Here is a 21,349-nt window from a genome sequence, read left to right on the forward strand (position 1 = left end):
TTTTCCTGCACTAGTTGGTCTATTTATCGGAATAGGAGTGTATATAATAATAAAAGCATCTCATAACAATCCTAAAGTTATAAAAATCATTGCATATATTAATCTTTTCTTTTCCTCTATTTTAGCTTTAATTTTATTGGTGTTTTTAGTTATAATGCTAGTATAAATTTTAGTTTTAGGAGTAAATTTCCGTACAAAAAAACTACTAACTTAAAATTCCATAGTTAGTAGTTCCCTGCATTTTCTTATTAAATCCGGAATCTAGTATTAAAAACATCTTAACAATAATCAATAATGATAGCTTATAATTTGGTTTTTTTATTTATTTTCGTTATCATAAAATCCTCTATATTCTTTTGGCAGAAGTTCAGCAATTCTCATCATAATATGATTTAAACTATTAGCTTCCCAGTCTTCCTTGGTTTCATCCTCACTTTTTTTAGGAAGCTTGAAAACTTCACCAATGTTAATATTTATATCAGCATCATAAAATGCTTCTTTCCCCATATCTTTCTCGATCGGCATAAATTTTTCCGTACCCCAAATACCGATTGGTACGATTGGAGCATTCGTGAGCTTTGCAAAAAGTAAAATACCTTTTTTCCCTTCTATCATCTTAGCTGTTCTACTACGTGTTCCTTCAGGAAATATTAAAACGCTGTTACCTTCTTTTACTGCGCTAATGACCTTTTTAATTGCTTCTTTATCCGGTGAGTTTGGTAATATTGATATTGATCTAACCGTTCTAAATCCCAAATTAGTGAGAGAATTAGACTTTAATTTTTTTCCTGCTACAAAGATTACATTCTCTTTTTCCAGTACTTTGTTCAATATTAAACCATCCGAATTGCTTAAATGATTACATACAAATAAATAAGGTCTATTAAATTCACACTCTAAGTTTTCAAGACCTTTTACTTCTAAACTTACATGTTTTTTTATCTGTAAATCAACATAAAATTTAACAAACTTAGTAATTAAAGGTTCAGGCAACAGATAAATCGATTTAATTAATAATTTATTCATTTATATACGAATCCCTTCATAAAATTATGCTTTAATCCATACCCTAAAGATTAAGATTTCCTATTAACAGAATACAAGATTTTTTACAAACTATCAATATTAACTTACAAATTAATTAGTCACTGTTAATATCTATAATATTATTAATATCTGTTTATATAACTTTGTTTATCCAAGTAGACTGTTGGCTAACTTAGCTTCTTTTGTTCCCTATTAGTCAAATAAAATTATTTTTTGTGAACGAATGTAAATCATTATTTTTGAAAAACTAATACTAGTAAAACACACAAAAGGAGTGATGTAATGATTATTCATGGTGACGTCGCATTTATGATTATCTCTACTGTACTAGTGTCTATTATGACACCTGGGCTTGCGTTCTTTTACGGTGGTTTAGTAGAACGAAAAAATTCATTAACCATGATGTTCTATTCTTTTATTGCCATGGGTATTGTACCAATCTTATGGATTTTTGGTGGCTTTAGCTTAGTTTTTGGTAATGACATTGGAGGTGTAATTGGTAATCCACTGCAGTACTTTTGCTTTAATAATTTTACTCCATTAATTAATACAAATTATTCTTCAACCATACCATTCATGCTGTTTTTTATGTACCAAATGATGTTTGCTATTATAACTGCACCTCTAATGACTGGAGCTTTTGTAAACAGACTAACCCCAGGTGGTTGGATTGGGGTCCTTGTCTTATGGATGATTCTTATCTACTTCCCAGTTGCTCACTGGGTATGGGGCGGTGGATTCCTTGCTAAGATGGGATTCGTAGATTACGCAGGTGGTGCTGTCATTCATATTACTGCAGGATTTGGCTGTCTTGGTGGCGTACACTTCCTTGGTAGGCGGGCGAAGAAGAATGCTGTTGCACCATTTAACGTTGGATTTGTCGCCATCGGAGGAGCTCTACTATTCTTTGGTTGGTTCGGATTTAATACTGGTGGCTCCTTAACAGCAGCGGGTATTGCTACCATTGTTTTTACTAATACTGGTGTTGCTACCGCCACTGCAATGATTACATGGTTAATAATCCATTTAATTATTCATAAGCGTCTCTCATTCCTTGAGCTAATTATTGGTGCTATTGCTGGACTTGCGACTATTACACCCTGTTCTGGCTATGTAACGCCCTTAGCATCAGTTTTCATTGGTATCATTGCCGCTTTGTTATGTTATACTTGTGTTCAATTAGAACGGAAATTTTGTGATGATACATTAGATGTTTGGGGTGTTCACGGTGTAGGCGGCTTTTTAGGTACTCTTATGGTTGGTATCCTTGCAAATCCATTAGTAAACAATGTAGAGCGAGGAATTCGACAATTTGGTATTCAATTATTTGGTTCTGTAATCATTGCTATCTACTCCATTATAGTCACATATCTTGTCTTCTTTATAACGAATAAGCTAACTACAATTCGTGTATCGGAAGAAATACAAGATAGTGGTCTTGATAAAGCTTATTTTCAAGAATCCTTTAGCGATTATTATGGTATGGATAAAAAAGAGTAACTTCATTTATTTTTTCAAAGTATTTCTCTAAAGTAATTTTATAGGCAATTATAGGAGTGTCAAATAACTTTGATAATTAGCCATAAAATCAATATCCAAATCAGAACGATAGGAAGTGCATAGTACCATGTCTTAGTACTTCCTTTTAGCCACAGATGCTCTGCTTGTTTACGATTTTTTTACCATACTTCTTTAGGAATAAGTTTAATAGTAAATGCCACTAATACAGGTAATAAAATCACATCGTCTACGTATCCTAAAACTGGTATAAAATCAGGAATTAGGTCAATTGGAGATAAAGCATATCCAACCGTTATACCCGCTAAAATCCTTGCAATTATTGGTGTATCCTTATCCTTTAAAGACAAAAAAATTGTTGGAATATCTGACTTTAGCTTTTTAGCTCTTTCTTTAAAATTCATACTTGTCTCCCTGCAAATTCTAATTAATAGATTTCGCTATTTCCCCTTGATTTACAAGTCTTTCAAGACCTCAAAAATAAAATTTTATATCATTTAAATATCTAATCAAACTCTAATATACCTACAGGCAAGCAGATTATATCATGTGTCTTTATAAGTTATCAACTCAAACATTTATTTATTTTAAAGAATACTAAAGAAAGAGCCATTGCTAATGACTTAGATTAAAATAAAAAAGCAGACACAGACTTCATCTTTTTAGAAGATGTATCTGTGTCTTCAAAACTATTTAACTTGAAAACAGCAGAAATCCCATTAAATTTCTGCTATTTTTCAAGTTGAATTTCAAAATTATTTTAAAATATTAATTCTACTTTAGTAAGTAAATAACTGCGTCCAGTAATTTGTTCCATTAGAATTTTGATAATAACCAACACCAATTTTTGTGAATTTTGCATTTAAAATATTCGCTCTATGGCCTTCACTGTTCATCCATCCCTGCATAACTTCTTCAGGTGATTTCTGGCCCCATGCAATGTTTTCACCAGCTCCCATAAAGTTTACACCTTGCTCTTTTAATACAGTACTGAAGCTGCTGCCATTTGGTCTAGTGTGTGAAAATGATTTTTCGATTTCCTTGGATCTCACAAGTGCGGCCGATTCTACAGACTTATCAATTGTGAGTGGAGAAAGACCATATTTTGCTCTTTCTTCATTTACTAATTTCACAACTTGTTCCGCGTAAGATAATTCAGTTTCTGTTCCAGAATTACCGTTTTCTTCTTCTGATTGACCCGGTTTTTCCACATCAGGTACTTCTACTTCAGGTTTTTCCACTTCTGGTGCTTCTACTTCAGGTACTTCTACCTCAGGTTTTTCTACTTCGGGTACTTCTATTTCTGTTCCCGGAATTACAACGCTAGAGAATCCAGGGCATTTTTGCAAATCAATATTATCAAGATTTATTCCATATTCTTTTAATTTATCTTTTATTTCATCCTGACTGTTGCCGCTTATTGTTATCACCTTGCCATTTAGTTGAGTGCTAAAATCATCAATTGACGCAGCCTGTACTACACTTGGTGTACCTAGCATCGAAACTGTTGCCATTGTAGCCATTGTTGCCAAAACAATTCTTGTTAATTTCATCAGAATCCTCCTTCTTGTTGCATCTTATGTTACAAAATTATTAAAAATGTTACAAATATGTTACAAGATGATATTAACATACTATTGGTAGAAGTTAAATAGGTAAAGTCTGGAATCCCTTATATTATAATAGTTTTTTAATCGTTCTTTTGTAAATAAAGAGAATGCTATATAATTGCTCCTTCTTTCTGTAAAAATATGCATTTCTATTTTTATTTCCTCGTAACTGAAAAAAGAATGTGCAAGCACATTCTCTTGGTTATTTATGAGTGACGAGTGCAGACACATTCACAGTTTGTACTCTATACTCTAACCTCCTTTTGACACAAGGCAATTAGATAACATAAGACTCCCGCACATACAAATCCTATTCCAACATACCAATAAAGCACAACCAATCGATTACTAGTCCCGTATATCTCTAAAACTCCTTTAAATATACTTCCCACCGTAAGGGTGCCAATCCCAGTGTTATATAAATTAATAGAAAGTCTTCCTGGAATCCTTCGAAGTCTAAATATTGCCATTCCATAGAAAGGTAGCACGCCTCCAACCAGAGGAAATATAAAGGCATAAATCATATAAAAGGAGTATACCTCATGGCTAAAGCATTCATAAACAAAGCCGAATATAACACAGAATAAGGATGCTAGAAGATATATAAAACCTTTCTTTCCCATATTCAAATGTGGATTATTAGTATCCGATATAAACAATGTCACTCACACTCCTTTCCTTGATACTTCGCCCGTTTGTGGTAGGGTTATTTACAACCTCTCCATTAAAGTACATGGTAGATGAGCCTCCTCCATCTAGATTATATGCAGTTTCTGCACCTAAACTTTGCATAAATTCAGCAAGTTGATATAGGCTTAGTCCCTTGCTTTCGTCGGTACGCCCATCAGAAACAACAAAAAGATAGTGCAAATCTCCCACAATACCAATGGCTGTACGAGGATTGCTAGCCTTGGCCTTTCCAACCTCTTCATTTTCTGATACAGCAATCGCTCCATCTGTTATTAATCCTGGGCCAAAGGAAAGTACTTGTTTGACACCGTCTTCCAATAACTGTTCGGCAGTAATATCTCCTTCAGTAATAATACCAAGGGTACCATCTTTATAAATCACTAAATCCTCCTGATTTTTTGATGCAGTATTTCTATAAAGAATACCATTGCGGATCACATAACCACTCTCTTGCGAACCGTAATAGTCCCCGTTAATCGCCAAGATGGCATTATTGTTCTCTGCCATTACAGAAGTTTTTTCTGTTACATTTCGTCCATAGGCGTTTTGCGCAAGCGCTGTCTTTAGATATTCCGGAGAAGATACGAGCACATCGGCTACATAAATTGAGGTATCATATTCTCTGTATTCTGTTAATGTAATGCTAATATTTTCATCAATGTATGAGTTTTCTGAAATAACCTTGTTATCTGTGCTACTATTCGCTGTAAAATCATTCATTTCATTCGCTGAAGCATCTTTTGATTCATTAACCATAGAGTCAGTCGATTCATTACCTGCAGAATCAGTAGAATTATAATCTTCTCCCGACTGTTCTTGCTCCAAAGGGATTCTTGAGTAAACCTTAGTAATCACAAAGGTATCCAGTGCAAGATACACTGTAAAAATAGTTATAAAAATAGAGTAAAAAATAGCCCACGCATATTTTTTCTTAAACAATCGTGTCATAATCATTTCTCCTATTGAGTTCCTAAATTTCAGAGCATGCATTAATTGTATAGATATTTTTTCTTACTGGAACTTTTACTTTCTACGGAAAATGATACCTCGTTGAATAATCCAGCTAATACCAAAGAAGAAAATTTCTGTACAAATCTTTGCCACATATCGATTTATTCCAAATTGCTCTACAAAAAGACTCAGCAAAAATGTGTTCCCAATCAGGATTAACACTGCCAGTGCGAAGTATTGCAAGACAGATTTTGTAATATTATTCTTATTCTTAAATACCAGTTTCCGATTAATCGTATAGTTCACACTTGCACTTACGATCCGAGCGATAATATTTGATAGCCATAAACTATAAATCCCCCATCCTGATGTTAAGAGAAGCAAAACACTATAAAGAGCATAGTCCACCAAAAAACTTATAAAAGATGACGCAGAAAATTTCAAAATCTCCCGGTATATGCGATAAGAATCTTGTATCGTATTAAAATGGGATGCCGAGTTTTTATCGATATAGATGGTCTCAATCTCTACTTCACGGATAGGGATTCGCCCACGTGAGCATTCCAATAGGACATTCATTTCATATTCATAACGCTCCCCAGAAATGTTCAGAAATTTTGGAAGTAAGTTGCTATGAAAGGCTCTTAACCCTGTTTGAGTATCATGTACTTTCACACCAGTAGATAACCGATATACCAAACGAGTGACTCCATTACCAAACCGACTTCTCATAGGTACATGCTCTTTTAACCTTCGACTTCCCAGCACTAAAGAGTCTGGATAATTATGTGCCATCTGGCAAATTTTCTTTGCATCATTCACCATGTGTTGACCGTCTGAGTCCATCGTAGTAACGATATACCCTTCACTAAAGTGCTCCTTTATATATGCAAAACCAGTTTTTAAAGCTCTACCTTTCCCCTTATTATCAGGATGTGTTAGAACAACAGCATACTTAGAACATTGCCGAAACACATCTGCATAGTTTTTTCCACTGCCGTCGTCTACAATTACGACTTCAAATCCAGCCTGCCGGACTTCATAAATCAAATCCGGCAGTTCCTCATCCGGTTTAAATGCCGGAATCAGTGCAATCCATTTTTCTTCCTTTGGTTTCCCTTCTCTTATTAAATCCATTTGCTATTTCCTGCCCCCCTGTTTTCGACTTCCCTTATTTCCAGGTTGACCACCCATACCACCAGAACCATAAATTAGTGTATCCATTGTAATTTCAGTTTCAAAAGAACCAGCAGTCAACGAGTATACAGACCCCTCTGTAATCTCCGGACAACTAATGATAACAGAATCAAATGCCTTATCTGCTGTCCATGAAACTAACTCTTTCCCACTACTATCGGTAAGTTTTATTATGCTTCCAGCCTGTTGTGTGTTAACGGATACCAGCATAGCCCCTTGGGTAGAGGTAGAACTAAAATTCTGCGCCATTTGAGATACTCCAGTTGCCACAAAGATACCGCCAGTAATGTTTGCTTCTGAATCATAGTCTAGTGCAGCGTTTCCACTACTGTCTGGACCAGAAACATAGGTTTCTCCGCCAGATATTGTTACACTACCGTTGGCGTCAATACCATCCCCTGAGGCATTTACATATATTTTACCACCTGAAATATTAATATAAGCATTGGCATCAGATGAAAAACGGTCTGCCCCACGTCCACCAGTGCCTTGTACTCCACTCTCATCATTTCCACCCGCTGCATTGATTCCATCATCACTTGCTACCAGATTAATTTCACCACCAAGAATATCCACACTCTGCCCTTCTAAACCTTCATAACTTTCAGTAATTTGTATATTACCAGCAGATATCACCAATTTTGAATCAGCATGAGCTCCATCATCCAAAGTGGAAATATAGAAGCTTCCGTTATTTACATAGAGGTTGGCATTGGAATGAAGGCCATCATCGGCAGAATCAATAGTAAAGGTTCCCCCATCAATAAATAGGTTCCCAGCTGCCTTAATTCCTTTCATACTGGTACTATCTGTAGATGTTGTGCTACTAGTAAATTCATTCTTCTCTGTAGTACTATTAGCACTTCCTCCACCAGTCACAATATTGTACTCCCCATCTTCTACTAGGAGATAATTTTCGGCACTCAGTCCGTCACCTTTTGCAGTAATATTAAAAATTCCATTGGCAACATAAAGAAAACCAAGAGAAGCATCGTCACTATTTTCTGCGTGAATCCCATCTTTGTCAGAATTGATTGTAAAAGATCCATTGGCAATTCTTACGCTGTCCTTTCCTGAAATCCCATGGCTTGCTGCCGTAATATCATAAGCTCCACTTGTAATCACTAGATCGTCTTTTGATACTATCCCATGTCCTGCAGCTGCTTGAATCACTAGTGAACCAGCTCCGTTTAAAGTAATATCAGACTTTGAAAAAATTACAGAATCAATATTGTTATCATCAATTGCCACATAGTTACCGCCATTCGTTAGAATGTTGCTTGAGTTTGCGGTAGTTGTTACAAATACTTTGTCAGCCTCTTTCACATAGATGGCCGCTGAAGTCTCGTTGGAGATCTTAACTCCATCTAATACAATCTGAACTTTATCAGTATCATCTGCCTCTATAACCACCATACCGTTGTCCAAATTACCAGAAAGAATATAGGTACCTTCGTCCATAATCGTGATGATATTGTCTGAAATCTCTACAGCATTGGAATCACACTGAGCGCTGTCCCCATTTAAGTTGATTAAGGCACTTTCATTTTCCTCATAGCCAATTTCAAAATCTCGATTTGAAAACATTTCAGATGTGTCTATGGATGTCTGTGTGATATTAGAATCGGAATCCGAAGTACTGCTGTTCGCAGTACTATTCTCAGTAGTACTATTCCCCGATGTACTATTCCCTGATGTTCCATTCTCTGACGAACCATTCTCTGAACTATTAATCTCAGCAGTGCTACCCTTAGTTGAACTGTCACCCTCTTTCGTGCTACATCCAGACACAGCTAGCATTAGCACCAAAAAAAGGACTGATAATTTATGTTTGTGCATAGTTTTCCTCCTTTACAATTCAGATACTGTAGTTTCTTGTTTAGAAACAGAAATTTCTAGGTTACCATTCCTACAACGGAGTTTATCAATTAGTTCTTTTTCCGAATTTGCATTGTTTAGAGTCAAATTATAGGTTAGTCGAAAAAGACTCCCCATGTTTGTAGTTTTTACTTGTACAAGTTCCCATGAGGAAGCATAGGATTGTAGCAGTTCCTCAAACACTCCACTATAATCTAGATCCTCTGGAATAGTGATGCGTAAGGTCTTATATAAGTTTCCATTTTCCCTAACGCCAAAATCAAAATAACTATAAAGTACGCTAATTCCACTGAGTATGATTGCAAATAAGAACGCATATCCTAGATACCCCATACCAGTAATCAAACCGGTACCCATAGCAAGGAAAAGTACTCCAATCTCTTTTGCAGTTCCTGGAACTGATCGAAATCGCACCAAACTAAATGCACCAGCAACAGCCACGCCAGTGCCCACATTCCCATTCACCATCATGATGACTACACAGACAACAGTAGGAAGAATGGCCAATGTGATTACAAAACTTTTCGTATACCGCGTACGGTACATATACATAGCAGCTAATATCAAGCCAATTACCAGAGAGCAACCGATGCAAAGTAGAAAATCAGATACAGAAATTACTCTGGTCATATCCGTATCAAAAATACCTTTAAATAAAGAATCAAGCATGTAAAAGACCTCCTTGGAAGTTATATTGAATTGTTTTTTGGTAGGCGGTTCCGTATTTTGAAAAAGAAATTTTAAAAATATTATTTTTTGACAAATAATTCGACATCCACAAAGGGATTCCTCCTGAAGTTTTTATTTCCATCAAAGACATTCCTTCGTCTATTAAGGGGGTTCCATAAATACCACTCTCAAAAGACATATCTTTCTGTCTAGAAAGAATATTTTCGTCAAAAGTAACACGGAAATCACTGCCATCCAGTGAATAAAAAGCCTCTCTATCATAGGAAAGGAATACGGAGGGAGACAGTTTATGATAATAAGCACAAAAATAATTAATTTCCTCAGCAATCTGAGATTGAAGTGGCAGTTTTGTACCACTACAAAGGCATTCAATTGCTTGTGCTTGCGGTAGAACTAGCCTACGTTTGTATACCACCGACTGATACTTTTTTTTAAGTTCTACGAAAACGGGATCTTCTGCCGTCGACTGTTGATAACTACGCAACCGCAATTTTTCTTTGTACGTAGGTCGCTCAATCGAACGTCGAACTAACCGGTAAGTATCAGTATCAAAATAGATATTTCGAATGGATACTCTACCATATTTATCTAATTTCATATATTCATCCATAACTTTTAAAATGGATGCTTTTTGTTTTTGTGTCAGCAAGTATTTCATCTCATACCGCTTAAAAATCATTTGATAACTCATAATATCTCAGCTCCTTTTATCCAAAGTATAAAAAGGCAACTCTAACTCAACTTAAAAATAGATGTGAATTTTTTGTGTATTTCAAAAAGAATTGAAGGGTTTAGCTTACTGTGAGATGACTTTAACTTTTTGTAGTGATATAATTAAAAATTATAGAAATAAACCACTTATACTTTAGCAAATTTAAATTTCAATTAATGTTCACATGGTATAAAAAAAGAAAAAGTAAAAGATATAATTATAGAAAATATAAAAGATGTAATAACATGTTCAATTAAATCAACAATAGAATATGGAGGAATCTTATGAGAATTTTACTTGCAGAAGATGAAAAATCTTTGTCTAGAGCCGTGCAAACGATTTTAGAAAAAAATCATTACTCGGTTGATGTAGTTTTTGATGGCGCAGAAGCATACAATTATTTGCAATCTAGCAATTATGATGGTGTCATTCTTGATATTATGATGCCTAAAATGGATGGGATCACCGTATTAAAAAGAATACGAGAACAAGGAATTAAAACACCCGTTCTCATACTAACTGCAAAGTCTGAAGTTGATGACAAGGTTCTTGGTTTAGACAGTGGCGCCAATGATTATCTAACAAAACCTTTTGCTGCCAAAGAACTTCTAGCCCGTATTCGCGCCATGACTCGAAATCAAACGATACATTCAGATTCTCAATTACATGTTGGAAATATCACTTTAGATAGCGTTTCCTTTGAACTTTCTTCACCAAGTGGTAGCTTTCGGTTGGCAAATAAAGAATATCAGATGATGGAGCTACTAATGCGAAATCCAAAAAATATGATATCCACGGAGCATTTCATGGAACGAATTTGGGGGTTTGACAGCGAGACAGAAATTAAAGTTGTATGGGTGTATATTTCTTATTTGAGAAAAAAATTAGAAGCCCTTCACGCAGACATCCAAATTAGAGTCACACGCAATATAGGCTATTCTTTGGAGGAAATAAAATGATAAAAAAACTTAGAATTAAACTTATTGCAGTATCCATGCTATCTTTATTTTTCGTGTTGCTCATAATAATGGGCACAGTCAATGTTTTAAATTATATTGATATTGTAGTTGACGCTGATAATACACTCTCCATATTAAAAGAAAATGATGGTTCTTTTCCTAAAAAAGGACGAGATTCACACCAATCTATAGGATCAGGACGAAAAGCTACCTCTCCAGAATTGCCGTATGAATCTCGTTATTTTTCTGTTTTACTATCAGCTACGGGTGAGGTTATTTCCGTAGACACTGGTAAAATCGCTGCTGTGGATACCTTATCAGCAATGGAATATGCCCAAAATGTCTGGGACAGCAAAAATACACATGGATTTATTGATGATTACAGATATATCGTTCATTCGAATGACGATAATGTAAGAATTATCTTTTTAGACTGCGGTAGAAGCCTATCTACCTTTCGCACGTTTTTACTTACTAGTTGTGGCATTTCCATTCTGGGTCTGCTAGCCGTTCTTGGATTGATCATTCTTTTTTCAAGAAGAATCATCCAACCAATCTATGAAAGCCAGGAAAAACAGAAACAATTTATTACTGATGCTGGGCATGAACTTAAAACTCCAATAACGATTATCAATGCCGATACAGAAGTGCTGGAAATGGAATTTGGAGAAAACGAATGGTTAAAGGATATTCAGATTCAAACAAAACGGCTCGCTTTGTTGACAAACGATTTAATACTACTTTCAAGAATGGAGGAGGAAAAACCTCAATTAACGATGATAGAATTTCCCTTTTCCGACCTTGTCTTTGAGACTTCACACTCTTTTCAATCATTAGCGAAGGCACAAAACAAAACATTTACAATGGACATTCAACCTATGCTTTCTATTTATGGTGATGAAAAAACATTGCGACAATTGGTATCTATCCTACTAGATAATGCCTTAAAATATTCTCCTGCTAACGCTTTAATTTCCTTAAAATTATATAAAGAAGCAAGATATATACACCTCACGGTGGAAAATACAGTAGAATCCATTTCTATGATGAATTTAGATCATTTATTCGATCGCTTCTACCGAGGAGATAAATCAAGAAACTCTGAGACGAAAGGATATGGCTTGGGGCTTTCCATAGCCAAGGCTATTGTCGAAACTCATAAAGGCAGAATTCAAGCATCCAGTAAGGATAATAATTCATTATTAATTAAGGTGTTACTTCCTGCACAAGATCCTAAAATCTCCTACACAAGATCTTAACAATCCTTCACACATTCTCGTGCTGATTCGTTGTAACAAAAAAAATGTGAAGCTGTATCAATACCTTAAATATAACATTTAAAGTATTTTTACAACTTCACATTTTATATATCCGATTACATCTTGTTACTTCGCATAATCGGTTACTCTGGATTCTCTTATAACATTAACTTTAATCTGGCCTGGATATTCTAATTCAGACTCGATCTTCTTTGATAAGTCACGCGCAAGTAAAATCATTTCGTCATCGTTAACCTGATCTGGTACAACCATAACTCTAACTTCTCTACCTGCTTGAATTGCAAAGGACTTATCGACCCCTTTAAAGCTGTTGGTTATATCTTCCAACTGTTTCAACCTGTTTGTATAAGTTTCTAATGTCTCTCGACGAGCACCAGGTCTAGCGGCAGAAATTGTATCAGCAGCTTGAACTATACACGCAATCAATGACTGAGGTTCTACATCACCATGATGAGATTCTACGGCATTAATAATGATTGGAGATTCTTTATACTTTCTACATAAATCCACACCAATTTGTACATGAGTTCCTTCCATTTCGTGGTCTACTGATTTACCAATATCGTGTAACAAACCTGCACGTTTTGCAGTTCTAACATCTACACCAATCTCCCCAGCTAATAAACCGGATAAAATAGCCACTTCAATAGAATGCTTTAACGTATTCTGACCATAACTTGTTCTAAATTTCATCTTACCTAATAAGCGAACAAGCTCTGGATGAATTCCATGAACGCCCACTTCTAATGTGGCTGCTTCACCTTCCTCACGAATCATTGTTTCAACTTCTTTTTGGGCCTTTTCTACCATCTCTTCAATTCTTGCAGGATGGATACGCCCGTCAACAATCAGTTTTTCAAGTGCGATTCTGGCAACTTCTCTACGTATTGGATCAAATCCAGAAAGAATAACTGCTTCTGGAGTATCATCAATAATTAAATCAACACCAGTTAAGGTTTCAAGAGTACGAATGTTTCGACCTTCTCTACCTATAATTCTTCCTTTCATTTCATCATTCGGAAGCTGAACGACAGAAATCGTTGTTTCAGCAACATGATCTGCGGCACATTTTTGAATTGCATTCACCACTAATTCTTTGGCCTTTTTGTCAGCCTCTTCCTTAGCTCTGCTCTCCAATTCTTTTACCATAACTGCAGTTTCATGTTTAACTTCATCTTCAACAGTTTTTATAAGATATTCCTTTGCTTGATCGGAGGTCAACCCAGAAATTTTTTCCAACTCTTCTACTTGCTTTTGGTGGGATTCTTCCACTTCAGCTCTGAGTTTGTCCAGTTCTTGCTCTTTTGATGCAAGTTTAGACTCTTTCTTTTCAAGTGCTTCTGTTTTTCTATCAAGTGTTTCTTCTTTCACTAACACACGTTTTTCGTATCGCTGTACTTCTGCTCTACGTTCTTTTGCTTCTCTTTCGAGTTCGTTCTTTGTGCGTAAGGATTCTTCCTTCGCTTCAAGAAGCGCTTCTCTTTTCTTAGTTTCAGCAGTTTTTATAGCTTCATCTATAATCTCTCTTGCTTTTTCATCAGCACTACCAATCTTAGCTTCAGTCACTTTGATTTGATATGAGATAGCTGCTTTCCAAGCAACATACGCAGTAACAACCAATGCTGCGATAACGATTAATCCGATAATAACATATTTCAGCACATGAGCACCTCCTTTATTCAATTTTCATTGTACATGTATACAACATATAAATTTTATACTGTTTTTATAGGTATGTCAAGTATTCATTGGAAAATTTTATGCATTTTGTTGAAATAAATCAAATTTTCAGGATAATTAGTGATTATGTGTAAATAAATTAACACAATTCATATATATTTACCATACATTAATAACGTAATCTACTGATATATCGCAATACTTAAATGAATCAATTTTAAAGTATTCACTATATTATTCTTTGATTTATACCAATTCTCCAATGTAATAAAATCCTTTACATTCCGTTAATTTAACATTAAGTAGTTGACCTACTAAGCTCTTATCCCCTTTAAAATGTACTAACAAGTTGTTGCTAAGTCTACCTGTTACTAGGGTATTGTCCTGCTCATTGATCTCTTCTACCAATACTTCTTGAATGCTTCCTTCGTCTTTCTTAGTAAGTTCAGCCGAAATTGTTTGAACTTCTTTTAACAAGCGATTGAAACGTTCTTTTGCCACATCATCTGGTACTTGATTTTCCATATTTGCTGCAGGTGTTCCACTTCTTTTTGAGTATAAGAATGTATAAGCACTTGCGTAACGTACTTGTTTTACAACATCTAGTGTATCTAAGAAGTCTTCTTCTGTTTCTCCTGGGAAACCTATAATAATATCTGTAGTAAGTGAAATATTTGGCATTGCTTCTTTAATTTTAGATACAAGTGCTAAATAGTCTTCTTTCGTATATTTACGATTCATTTCTTTTAATAATTTTGTACTTCCTGATTGTACAGGTAAATGCAAGTGATTACAGATTTTCTTTGAGTTTTTCATTACTTCAATAACTTCATCTGATAAATCCTTTGGATGAGGAGTCATAAAACGAATTCTCTTTAATCCTTCTACTTCTTCCACTCTTCTTAATAATTCTGCAAAAGTGATTGGGTTTTTTAAGGTTTTACCATAGGAATTAACATTTTGACCAAGTAACATAACTTCCACGATTCCCTTGGAAACAAGTTTCTTAATCTCGTTAATAATATCTTCTGGATTTCTACTTCTTTCTCTACCACGAACGTAAGGAACGATACAATAACTACAGAAGTTATTACATCCATACATGATATTTACACCAGCTTTAAAGCTATACTTTTGTTCGCTAGGAAGTTCTTCAACGATTTCTTTTGTATCTTTCCAAATATCAACAACCATTTTGTTTGTATGAAGTCTTTGGTTAAGAAGCTCTGCCATTTTAAAGATATTGTGAGTACCAAAAATGATATCTACAAAACGATAGCTTTTCTTAATTTTTTCAACCACGTGCTCTTCTTGCATCATACAACCACATAAAGCGATCTTCATATCTGGATTTTTCTTTTTTAAGTTACCAAGATAACCAATTCTACCATATACTCTTGTATTGGCATTTTCTCTTACTGTACAAGTGTTGTAAATAACAAAATCTGCTTCTTCACTTTCAGTTGCTACATAACCAATGGTTTCTAAGATTCCCGCAAGTTTCTCGGAATCTTTACTATTCATCTGACAACCAAATGTCTGTACATTATAAGTTAAATCTCTACCAAGACGTTCTTTTTCTGATTGAGCCCATCCCTTTAAGACTTCCATAAAATAATACTGTCTTTCTGGCTCCTTTTCAGGTACTTGTGCATCTAAATCTATTTGTTTATCGTATTCATCATATTTTATCATTACATCTAAACCTTTCTATTGTTAAACATTATCCATTTACTAAAAGACGGAATCACATCTTTTAGCCTATTACTTTTATATACAGTAAAATGGTGCAGTACCTTATAAAATAATACACCGTTTCTTATTATAAATTGAATCAGAAAAGAATGCAAGTTCGACTTATCTTTGATTTTTCACAAAAACACAAAATGGTCACATTTTCTTCAATCTTTCTTCACGAACTACTGATATTATGTTAGAAGAATATACATGAATTTAGTGAAAGGAAATGTATCCGATCCACTTATTTGTATCAAGAAATTATTAATATAGGAAGTGTAAGATTATGAGAAAAAATATTAAAAAACATATCTACTTATTAACATCTTTAACTGTTATTGCAACTTTTACATACGGATGTAGTTCAACGAATAACACGAATTCCTCTACAACCGAACCTACAGTAACAACGACGCCTACAGATAGTGTATCAGATGTTTTTGACGGAACTGTCATCTCTTTATCTGATACTGGTATCCAAGTAAATGGAGAAGATGCATCTACAGATGCAAGTAGCCCTGTTTATGTTGGAGCTGACATTGTATATTACGAAGCAGGTCATGACGATACTTATGGTGCAGGTTCTGCTGAAGATAGCCATTCTGCTGAAGAAGCTGCAAAACATACCGTAGTTACAATTACTCAGCCTGGAACTTATAAAATAACTGGTAATTTATCATTTGGACAAATCGCAATTGATTTAGGAGACGATGCAAAAGAAAATCCTGAAGATGTTGTTACATTAGTTCTTGATAACGCTAATATTAACTGTACTGTTGCCCCAGGTATTGTAGTTTACAATGCGTATGAATGTGGTGATGATAGTGAAGAAAATGCAACTAAAGATGTTGATACAACCAACGCTGGTTTTAATATTGTTCTAGCTGATGATAGTACAAACGAAGTTAATGGTGCTTATGTTGCTAAAATTTACAAGGAAGGTACCACGGATAAACTTCATAAATATGATGCAGCAATTGAATCCAAAGTTTCCTTTAATATCAATGGCGAAACACAAGGAAATGGAAAACTCACTGTAAACGCTACGAATGAAGGTATTGAAAGTGGTCTTCATCTAACAATAAATGGCGGTCATATTACAATTAATTCAGCTGATGATTCAATTAATACAAATGAAGATAATGTTTCTGTACTTACCATTAATGGCGGTGTAATTACATGTGATTCAGGTAGCGGTGATGAAGGTGATGGTATCGACTCTAACGGTTATATCGTAATCAATGGTGGCTACACAATTGCTAGTGCAAATGCACAAAGTCAAGACAGCGGTGTTGATTCAGACTTAGGTATCTATATCAACGGAGGAACATTGCTAGCTACAGGTAATATGTATGATGAAGTCTCTAGTGATTCTGCTCAGAACTTTATAGTATTAGGATTTAATGAGACAAAATCACAACAAGATTTAATTTTAATTAAGGATAGTAATGATAATCCAGTTGCTGCATTTAATGCGGTAAATGATTATTCAATGCTTGTTTATAGTAGTCCTGAATTAACAGATGGCGATTATACTCTATATCAAATTTCCTCTGTTATTGGTGATTTAAATGGAAGCATCTATACAAATATTACAGATTATACAGACCCTGTTCAACTTCAATATACATCAACAAGTATGATGGGTCATGGTGGTGGAATGATGAGACCTAACAATGGTGAAAGACCAGAACTTCCTAATGGTGAGAAGCCTGAAAATGGCGCACGTCCAGATGGGCAAGCTCCTAATGGTGAAGCTACAAATGGTCAAACTTCGGACGGGCAAGCTCCTGATAGTCAAGCTCCTGATGGCCAAGCTCCTGATGGCCAAGCTCCTGATGGAATGGAAAAACCAGATGATAAAAACCAACCAGCAGATGGTAGCCAAAATGGAACTATGCAAAACCCTGACAATATAAATAATGGTGCAGATACAACTACTGAGCCAAGTACTGTTTTTAGCCTAAGTAAAAGTAGCTATATGTTTAGCGGAATTTCAAAAGTAACAGAAGAATAATATACATGTTCTGATTTAGTGTTGAGATACGAAATATATAACACCTCACCAACACTTACTTTAGATCCATAAAACATAAAAGGTTGGCGTTATCACATAGACTATGCTTTTAACTTACAAGTCATAGAACTTTGTGATAACCCAACCCTTTTTATTTTTTAATACTTAACAAATTACTTATTTTCATTTGTAACTAACTTCTCTCATTCATCATTTCATATAATCAAACAAACTCAATTGTTTCCCAATCTCTTTTTCTTCAAACTTATGCAAATAGCTAAATATATTATCTACTCCAGTAACAATTCCATGACTTTTACATTCAGACTCAAAAATACGTAATAATTCCTTACTGTTCTCGCTTTGTACTTCATACTGATTTTCATATGTTGTAATATATTTTTCTTTCATACCTGGAAAATGCTCATCTAATTTTTTATAAAAATACTGCCTATCACCATCCCGCAAAGTAACGCCCATACCAAAAAGTAGAATTCCATATACCTTTGCTTCGATGCAATATCTTAAAATACCACGTATATTCTCTTCTGTGTCATTAATAAACGGCAATATAGGTGAGAACCAAACAATTGTAGGAATCCCATTATCACGTTATATATTAAGTACTTCCGCTCTCCTCTTTGTTGTACAGACATTTGGTTCGATTATTTTACATAGATTTTCATCGTATGTGGTAAGCGTTATTTGTACCACACATTTTGTTTTGGAATTAATACTCTTAAGTAAATCTAGATCTCTTAAAATCATATCTGACTTTGTTTGAATTGCTAAACCAAAGCCATAGTGATCAATTAATTCTAAACATTTTCTTGTATGACATAACTTTTCCTCAATATGCAAATAAGGATCGCTCATGGCACCAGTACCAATCATACATTTATTACGCTTTCGTCGTAAAGTTTGTTCTAACAGCGTGATTGCATTGGACTTTATCTCAATATCTTCAAATTCATGTTGCATATTATAACAAGTACTTCTAGCATCGCAATAAATACAGCCATGACTACAACCACGATATAGATTCATTCCATTTTTAGGTGAAAGTATTGCTTTTACTTCTTTATAGTGCATTATTTTATCCTCTTTATTAAGTTTCATATTGATTTTAGTTTACTTGAAGTTCAACTAATAAATATAATACACCATTATATATGACATAGCATGTCATATTCATCTTAATATAAAATAGAGCTCTAATAAAAAAAACAAAAAATATTACTTGTTAGCTGAACTTAGAGATTCTTCTTCAATGTAATCATTTAAAATTCCTATTGCATATTCAGTTGCACTAGCTACTGCTCCCTCTTCATAAGCAAGACTTAAATTAGCAAGTTTTAAAAGTTCAGGATAACTCTTACTACCACCAGCAGAACATAGTCTTATATAATCACTCCACGCTGCATCTCTCTCCTCAACGAATCTCTTATTAAATTGTAGGGCACACATAGCTGATAATGCATAACTTATTACGTATTTTGGAAACATATAAAGTGCCGGGTTGTTTAATACTTTGCAGCCAGCCTCTATATATTCAATAAGTTCGCTATTATCATAATCAGGGTTATACATTTTTTCGAATTCTTCATATTTCATGGCTCTCTCATGTAATGTAGCTTCTGGATGATTATAATTCCAGTTTTCAAACTCATTTACTTCACAATAATCACATATCTCAAATAATGCTTGTTGTAAATGTATAAATTTAAATTTATCTGCATCGTTACCAAAGAACTTTTCTGCATATGGATAGGCAAACTGCTCCATTGTTTTTGATGGGATTTCAGCAATATCATTGGCAGCTGAATAATAGTCAATAATTTTTTGATTTTTCATCGAAAGATATCCCTGATAAGCATGACCAAATTCATGGGTTAATACCATGACATCATAGATTGTACCATTGCAATTGCCAAATACATAAGGCATTTTTAATTTCTCTAAATTAATACAAAATCCCATATTTGCTATTTTATTCGGTGAAGATTTCACATCAATAAGCTCACGCTTTATCATACGATTAAAAAGTTCACCAGTATCCTCCGAAAGTTTTTCGTACATATCTTTCGCAGCTTCTAATAAATATAAGTCATCACCAATTGTCTCAGGGTTACCATCTGGAAAGATATAATTGTAATCCGATAATGCTAACTTCTCAAGGCCAAGACGTTTTGCTTGTGCTTTTCTTAATTTTGAGGTAAATGGAACTAAATCCTTTTTTACCTGCTCACAAAAAGCATCCAACTCTACTTCACCATAGCCTCTTCTACCTTTTTCCTCATTCATATAATCTAAATAGCTATCATAACCATTGGACTTCGCTATTTCTATACGTATATGTATCAATTTATTTAAAATTTCTTCAAACTCTTCCTTTTTTGAAAGGATAGCCTTATATTTAGCTATTCTTGAGTTTTTTCGAGTTTCTTTATCATTACTTTCATGATATTTATTTATTTCAGCTTCACTTAAAATCTTTCCATCATATTCAATCTTTAAACCTGCTTTTAATTGCTGATATTTTAAAACAAGCTCTTGCTCTGTAACCTTAAGATCTTTACCATTACTTTCTATCTTAAGTTTACTACGCATTATTTCTATGTATTCCGTACCAAAATCATTCTCTATATCGTTTATATAATTCGAATTAAGAATCGCGTTATATAACTCTGTCATCTCAAGAAGAATAATTCCTTGTGCTACTTCTTAACTTCACTAGCATAAAATTCATTCGTACAATCTTGATAATTTCTTATTATTGCAATTCCATAGGAAAGTAGATATTCTGAGGTTAAATTATCATTTTCCAATATTACATTCTTAACATCAATATAAGCACATGCTTCCTTTACTCGATTTGTAAAATCATCAATTTTCTTTTGTACTTCTAAAAAATTAGGACGTTCATAGGTTAAATCACTAAATTTAAAATTATTCATTTAACAAACCTCTTTTCTTATAAGGATTTTATGCGATTTATGAATTACTTGTCAGGAGTAATTTTAAAACTATTTCGCATGCTTTAATTTTTTTGGTCTCGCTCGATGCTTTCTCGTTTGATCATATACCTCTAAGTAGCATCTTTTTTCATTATATTGTGTTCGTGGTTCTTTCACCGCATCAGAATAGCCAACATAAGCAATCTCTACTGGAATAACATGGTCTGGTATATTCAGTACACGAGATACTTTATCCACCAATGGATGAAGCGATTCTCTTTCATTAAAGACAACCACTTAGTGTTATATTATAAATTTCGTAGTTTAATATAAAAGAACTGTTATAAATTAAATTCGAAACCTACCTCCGATTATTTTATAACAGTTCAATTCTTTTTCTAAATATTTAATTTGTAAATCTAGACA

At 34.3% G+C, this 21,349-nt stretch carries 18 protein-coding genes and 1 pseudogene; 4 read left to right on the forward strand and 15 right to left on the reverse strand.

The features are described 5' to 3' along the window. Positions 1-318: 318 nt before the first annotated feature. Positions 319-1,026, reverse strand: coding sequence for a lysophospholipid acyltransferase family protein (locus tag BN4220_RS17795; protein ID WP_066719738.1), 708 nt, complete (start codon positions 1,024-1,026; stop codon positions 319-321). Positions 1,027-1,329: 303 nt separating this feature from the next. Here BN4220_RS17795 and BN4220_RS17800 point away from each other — a divergent pair, with 303 nt between their 5' ends. Then, positions 1,330-2,547 carry an ammonium transporter gene (locus tag BN4220_RS17800; RefSeq protein ID WP_066719740.1) on the forward strand — a complete coding sequence of 406 codons (1,218 nt, stop codon included), beginning with the start codon at positions 1,330-1,332 and terminating at the stop codon, positions 2,545-2,547. Between the two features lie 179 nt (positions 2,548-2,726). Here BN4220_RS17800 and BN4220_RS17805 read toward each other — a convergent pair whose 3' ends face one another. From BN4220_RS17805 to BN4220_RS17840, 8 genes are all read right to left on the reverse strand, one after another. Then, complete coding sequence (locus BN4220_RS17805) at positions 2,727-2,969, reverse strand: YkvA family protein (RefSeq protein ID WP_347477129.1); 243 nt, start codon at positions 2,967-2,969, stop codon at positions 2,727-2,729. 375 nt (positions 2,970-3,344) lie between these two features. Then, on the reverse strand, positions 3,345-4,118 hold the full coding sequence (locus tag BN4220_RS17810; RefSeq protein ID WP_242867817.1) for a CAP domain-containing protein: 774 nt from the start codon (positions 4,116-4,118) through the stop codon (positions 3,345-3,347). A 302-nt stretch (positions 4,119-4,420) separates the two neighbouring features. Then, the gene (locus BN4220_RS17815) at positions 4,421-4,840 is read right to left on the reverse strand and encodes a hypothetical protein (protein WP_242867818.1); all 420 of its coding nucleotides are present in this window, start codon (positions 4,838-4,840) and stop codon (positions 4,421-4,423) included. After that, positions 4,815-5,813 (reverse strand): phosphodiester glycosidase family protein, encoded by a 999-nt coding sequence (locus BN4220_RS17820; RefSeq protein WP_066719747.1) that lies wholly within the window; start codon positions 5,811-5,813, stop codon positions 4,815-4,817. The genes BN4220_RS17815 and BN4220_RS17820 overlap by 26 nt, the downstream gene beginning before the upstream one ends. A 75-nt stretch (positions 5,814-5,888) precedes the next feature. After that, complete coding sequence (locus BN4220_RS17825; RefSeq protein WP_066719749.1) at positions 5,889-6,953, reverse strand: bifunctional glycosyltransferase family 2/GtrA family protein; 1,065 nt, start codon at positions 6,951-6,953, stop codon at positions 5,889-5,891. Between the two features lie 3 nt (positions 6,954-6,956). Further along, a complete protein-coding gene (locus BN4220_RS17830; RefSeq protein WP_066719751.1) occupies positions 6,957-8,852 on the reverse strand; it encodes a carbohydrate-binding domain-containing protein in 1,896 nt (631 codons plus the stop codon). Positions 8,853-8,864: 12 nt separating this feature from the next. Further along, complete coding sequence (locus BN4220_RS17835) at positions 8,865-9,560, reverse strand: DUF4956 domain-containing protein (protein WP_066719753.1); 696 nt, start codon at positions 9,558-9,560, stop codon at positions 8,865-8,867. Then, positions 9,553-10,272 carry a polyphosphate polymerase domain-containing protein gene (locus BN4220_RS17840; protein ID WP_066719756.1) on the reverse strand — a complete coding sequence of 240 codons (720 nt, stop codon included), beginning with the start codon at positions 10,270-10,272 and terminating at the stop codon, positions 9,553-9,555. Before BN4220_RS17840 ends, BN4220_RS17835 begins: the two co-directional genes overlap by 8 nt. A 305-nt stretch (positions 10,273-10,577) precedes the next feature. Here BN4220_RS17840 and BN4220_RS17845 point away from each other — a divergent pair, with 305 nt between their 5' ends. Together BN4220_RS17845 and BN4220_RS17850 are read left to right on the forward strand one after the other, a co-directional pair. Further along, the gene (locus BN4220_RS17845) at positions 10,578-11,252 is read left to right on the forward strand and encodes a response regulator transcription factor (RefSeq protein ID WP_066719759.1); all 675 of its coding nucleotides are present in this window, start codon (positions 10,578-10,580) and stop codon (positions 11,250-11,252) included. Continuing rightward, complete coding sequence (locus BN4220_RS17850; RefSeq protein WP_066719762.1) at positions 11,249-12,511, forward strand: sensor histidine kinase; 1,263 nt, start codon at positions 11,249-11,251, stop codon at positions 12,509-12,511. The genes BN4220_RS17845 and BN4220_RS17850 overlap by 4 nt, the downstream gene beginning before the upstream one ends. Before the next feature lie 126 nt (positions 12,512-12,637). Here the strand turns inward: BN4220_RS17850 and rny are convergent, their stop codons facing one another. After that, on the reverse strand, positions 12,638-14,152 hold the full coding sequence (gene rny, locus BN4220_RS17855) for a ribonuclease Y (protein WP_347477145.1): 1,515 nt from the start codon (positions 14,150-14,152) through the stop codon (positions 12,638-12,640). Positions 14,153-14,458: 306 nt separating this feature from the next. Continuing rightward, positions 14,459-15,907 (reverse strand): tRNA (N6-isopentenyl adenosine(37)-C2)-methylthiotransferase MiaB, encoded by a 1,449-nt coding sequence (miaB, locus tag BN4220_RS17860; RefSeq protein WP_066719768.1) that lies wholly within the window; start codon positions 15,905-15,907, stop codon positions 14,459-14,461. 328 nt (positions 15,908-16,235) lie between these two features. Here miaB and BN4220_RS17865 point away from each other — a divergent pair, with 328 nt between their 5' ends. Then, on the forward strand, positions 16,236-17,966 hold the full coding sequence (locus BN4220_RS17865) for a carbohydrate-binding domain-containing protein (protein WP_066719778.1): 1,731 nt from the start codon (positions 16,236-16,238) through the stop codon (positions 17,964-17,966). Positions 17,967-18,176: 210 nt separating this feature from the next. Here BN4220_RS17865 and BN4220_RS17870 read toward each other — a convergent pair. The 4 genes and pseudogenes from BN4220_RS17870 to BN4220_RS17885 all read right to left on the reverse strand — a co-directional run bounded on the left by BN4220_RS17870 (position 18,177) and on the right by BN4220_RS17885 (position 21,184). Continuing rightward, a pseudogene (locus tag BN4220_RS17870) lies at positions 18,177-19,058 on the reverse strand (radical SAM protein). Between the two features lie 144 nt (positions 19,059-19,202). Beyond that, complete coding sequence (locus BN4220_RS17875) at positions 19,203-20,660, reverse strand: M3 family metallopeptidase (protein WP_066719779.1); 1,458 nt, start codon at positions 20,658-20,660, stop codon at positions 19,203-19,205. Between the two features lie 23 nt (positions 20,661-20,683). Continuing rightward, positions 20,684-20,923 carry a hypothetical protein gene (locus tag BN4220_RS17880; RefSeq protein ID WP_066719781.1) on the reverse strand — a complete coding sequence of 80 codons (240 nt, stop codon included), beginning with the start codon at positions 20,921-20,923 and terminating at the stop codon, positions 20,684-20,686. Positions 20,924-20,992: 69 nt separating this feature from the next. Then, positions 20,993-21,184 carry a hypothetical protein gene (locus BN4220_RS17885; RefSeq protein WP_066719784.1) on the reverse strand — a complete coding sequence of 64 codons (192 nt, stop codon included), beginning with the start codon at positions 21,182-21,184 and terminating at the stop codon, positions 20,993-20,995. Positions 21,185-21,349: the final 165 nt, after the last annotated feature.

The sequence above is a fragment of the Clostridium sp. Marseille-P299 genome (genome assembly GCF_900078195.1).
In the GTDB taxonomy this organism is placed as follows: Bacteria; Bacillota; Clostridia; order Lachnospirales; family Lachnospiraceae; genus Lachnoclostridium.

Bases quoted from the DNA above. Each gene is read 5' to 3' on its own strand.
- BN4220_RS17795 (WP_066719738.1), bottom strand. From the start codon at position 1,026: ATGAATAAATTATTAATTAAATCGATTTATCTGTTGCCTGAACCTTTA.
- BN4220_RS17800 (WP_066719740.1), top strand. From the start codon at position 1,330: ATGATTATTCATGGTGACGTCGCATTTATGATTATCTCTACTGTACTA.
- BN4220_RS17805 (WP_347477129.1), bottom strand. From the start codon at position 2,969: ATGAATTTTAAAGAAAGAGCTAAAAAGCTAAAGTCAGATATTCCAACA.
- BN4220_RS17810 (WP_242867817.1), bottom strand. From the start codon at position 4,118: ATGAAATTAACAAGAATTGTTTTGGCAACAATGGCTACAATGGCAACA.
- BN4220_RS17820 (WP_066719747.1), bottom strand. From the start codon at position 5,813: ATGACACGATTGTTTAAGAAAAAATATGCGTGGGCTATTTTTTACTCT.
- BN4220_RS17825 (WP_066719749.1), bottom strand. From the start codon at position 6,953: ATGGATTTAATAAGAGAAGGGAAACCAAAGGAAGAAAAATGGATTGCA.
- BN4220_RS17830 (WP_066719751.1), bottom strand. From the start codon at position 8,852: ATGCACAAACATAAATTATCAGTCCTTTTTTTGGTGCTAATGCTAGCT.
- BN4220_RS17835 (WP_066719753.1), bottom strand. From the start codon at position 9,560: ATGCTTGATTCTTTATTTAAAGGTATTTTTGATACGGATATGACCAGA.
- BN4220_RS17840 (WP_066719756.1), bottom strand. From the start codon at position 10,272: ATGAGTTATCAAATGATTTTTAAGCGGTATGAGATGAAATACTTGCTG.
- BN4220_RS17845 (WP_066719759.1), top strand. From the start codon at position 10,578: ATGAGAATTTTACTTGCAGAAGATGAAAAATCTTTGTCTAGAGCCGTG.
- BN4220_RS17850 (WP_066719762.1), top strand. From the start codon at position 11,249: ATGATAAAAAAACTTAGAATTAAACTTATTGCAGTATCCATGCTATCT.
- miaB (WP_066719768.1), bottom strand. From the start codon at position 15,907: ATGATAAAATATGATGAATACGATAAACAAATAGATTTAGATGCACAA.
- BN4220_RS17865 (WP_066719778.1), top strand. From the start codon at position 16,236: ATGAGAAAAAATATTAAAAAACATATCTACTTATTAACATCTTTAACT.
- BN4220_RS17875 (WP_066719779.1), bottom strand. From the start codon at position 20,660: ATGACAGAGTTATATAACGCGATTCTTAATTCGAATTATATAAACGAT.
- BN4220_RS17880 (WP_066719781.1), bottom strand. From the start codon at position 20,923: ATGAATAATTTTAAATTTAGTGATTTAACCTATGAACGTCCTAATTTT.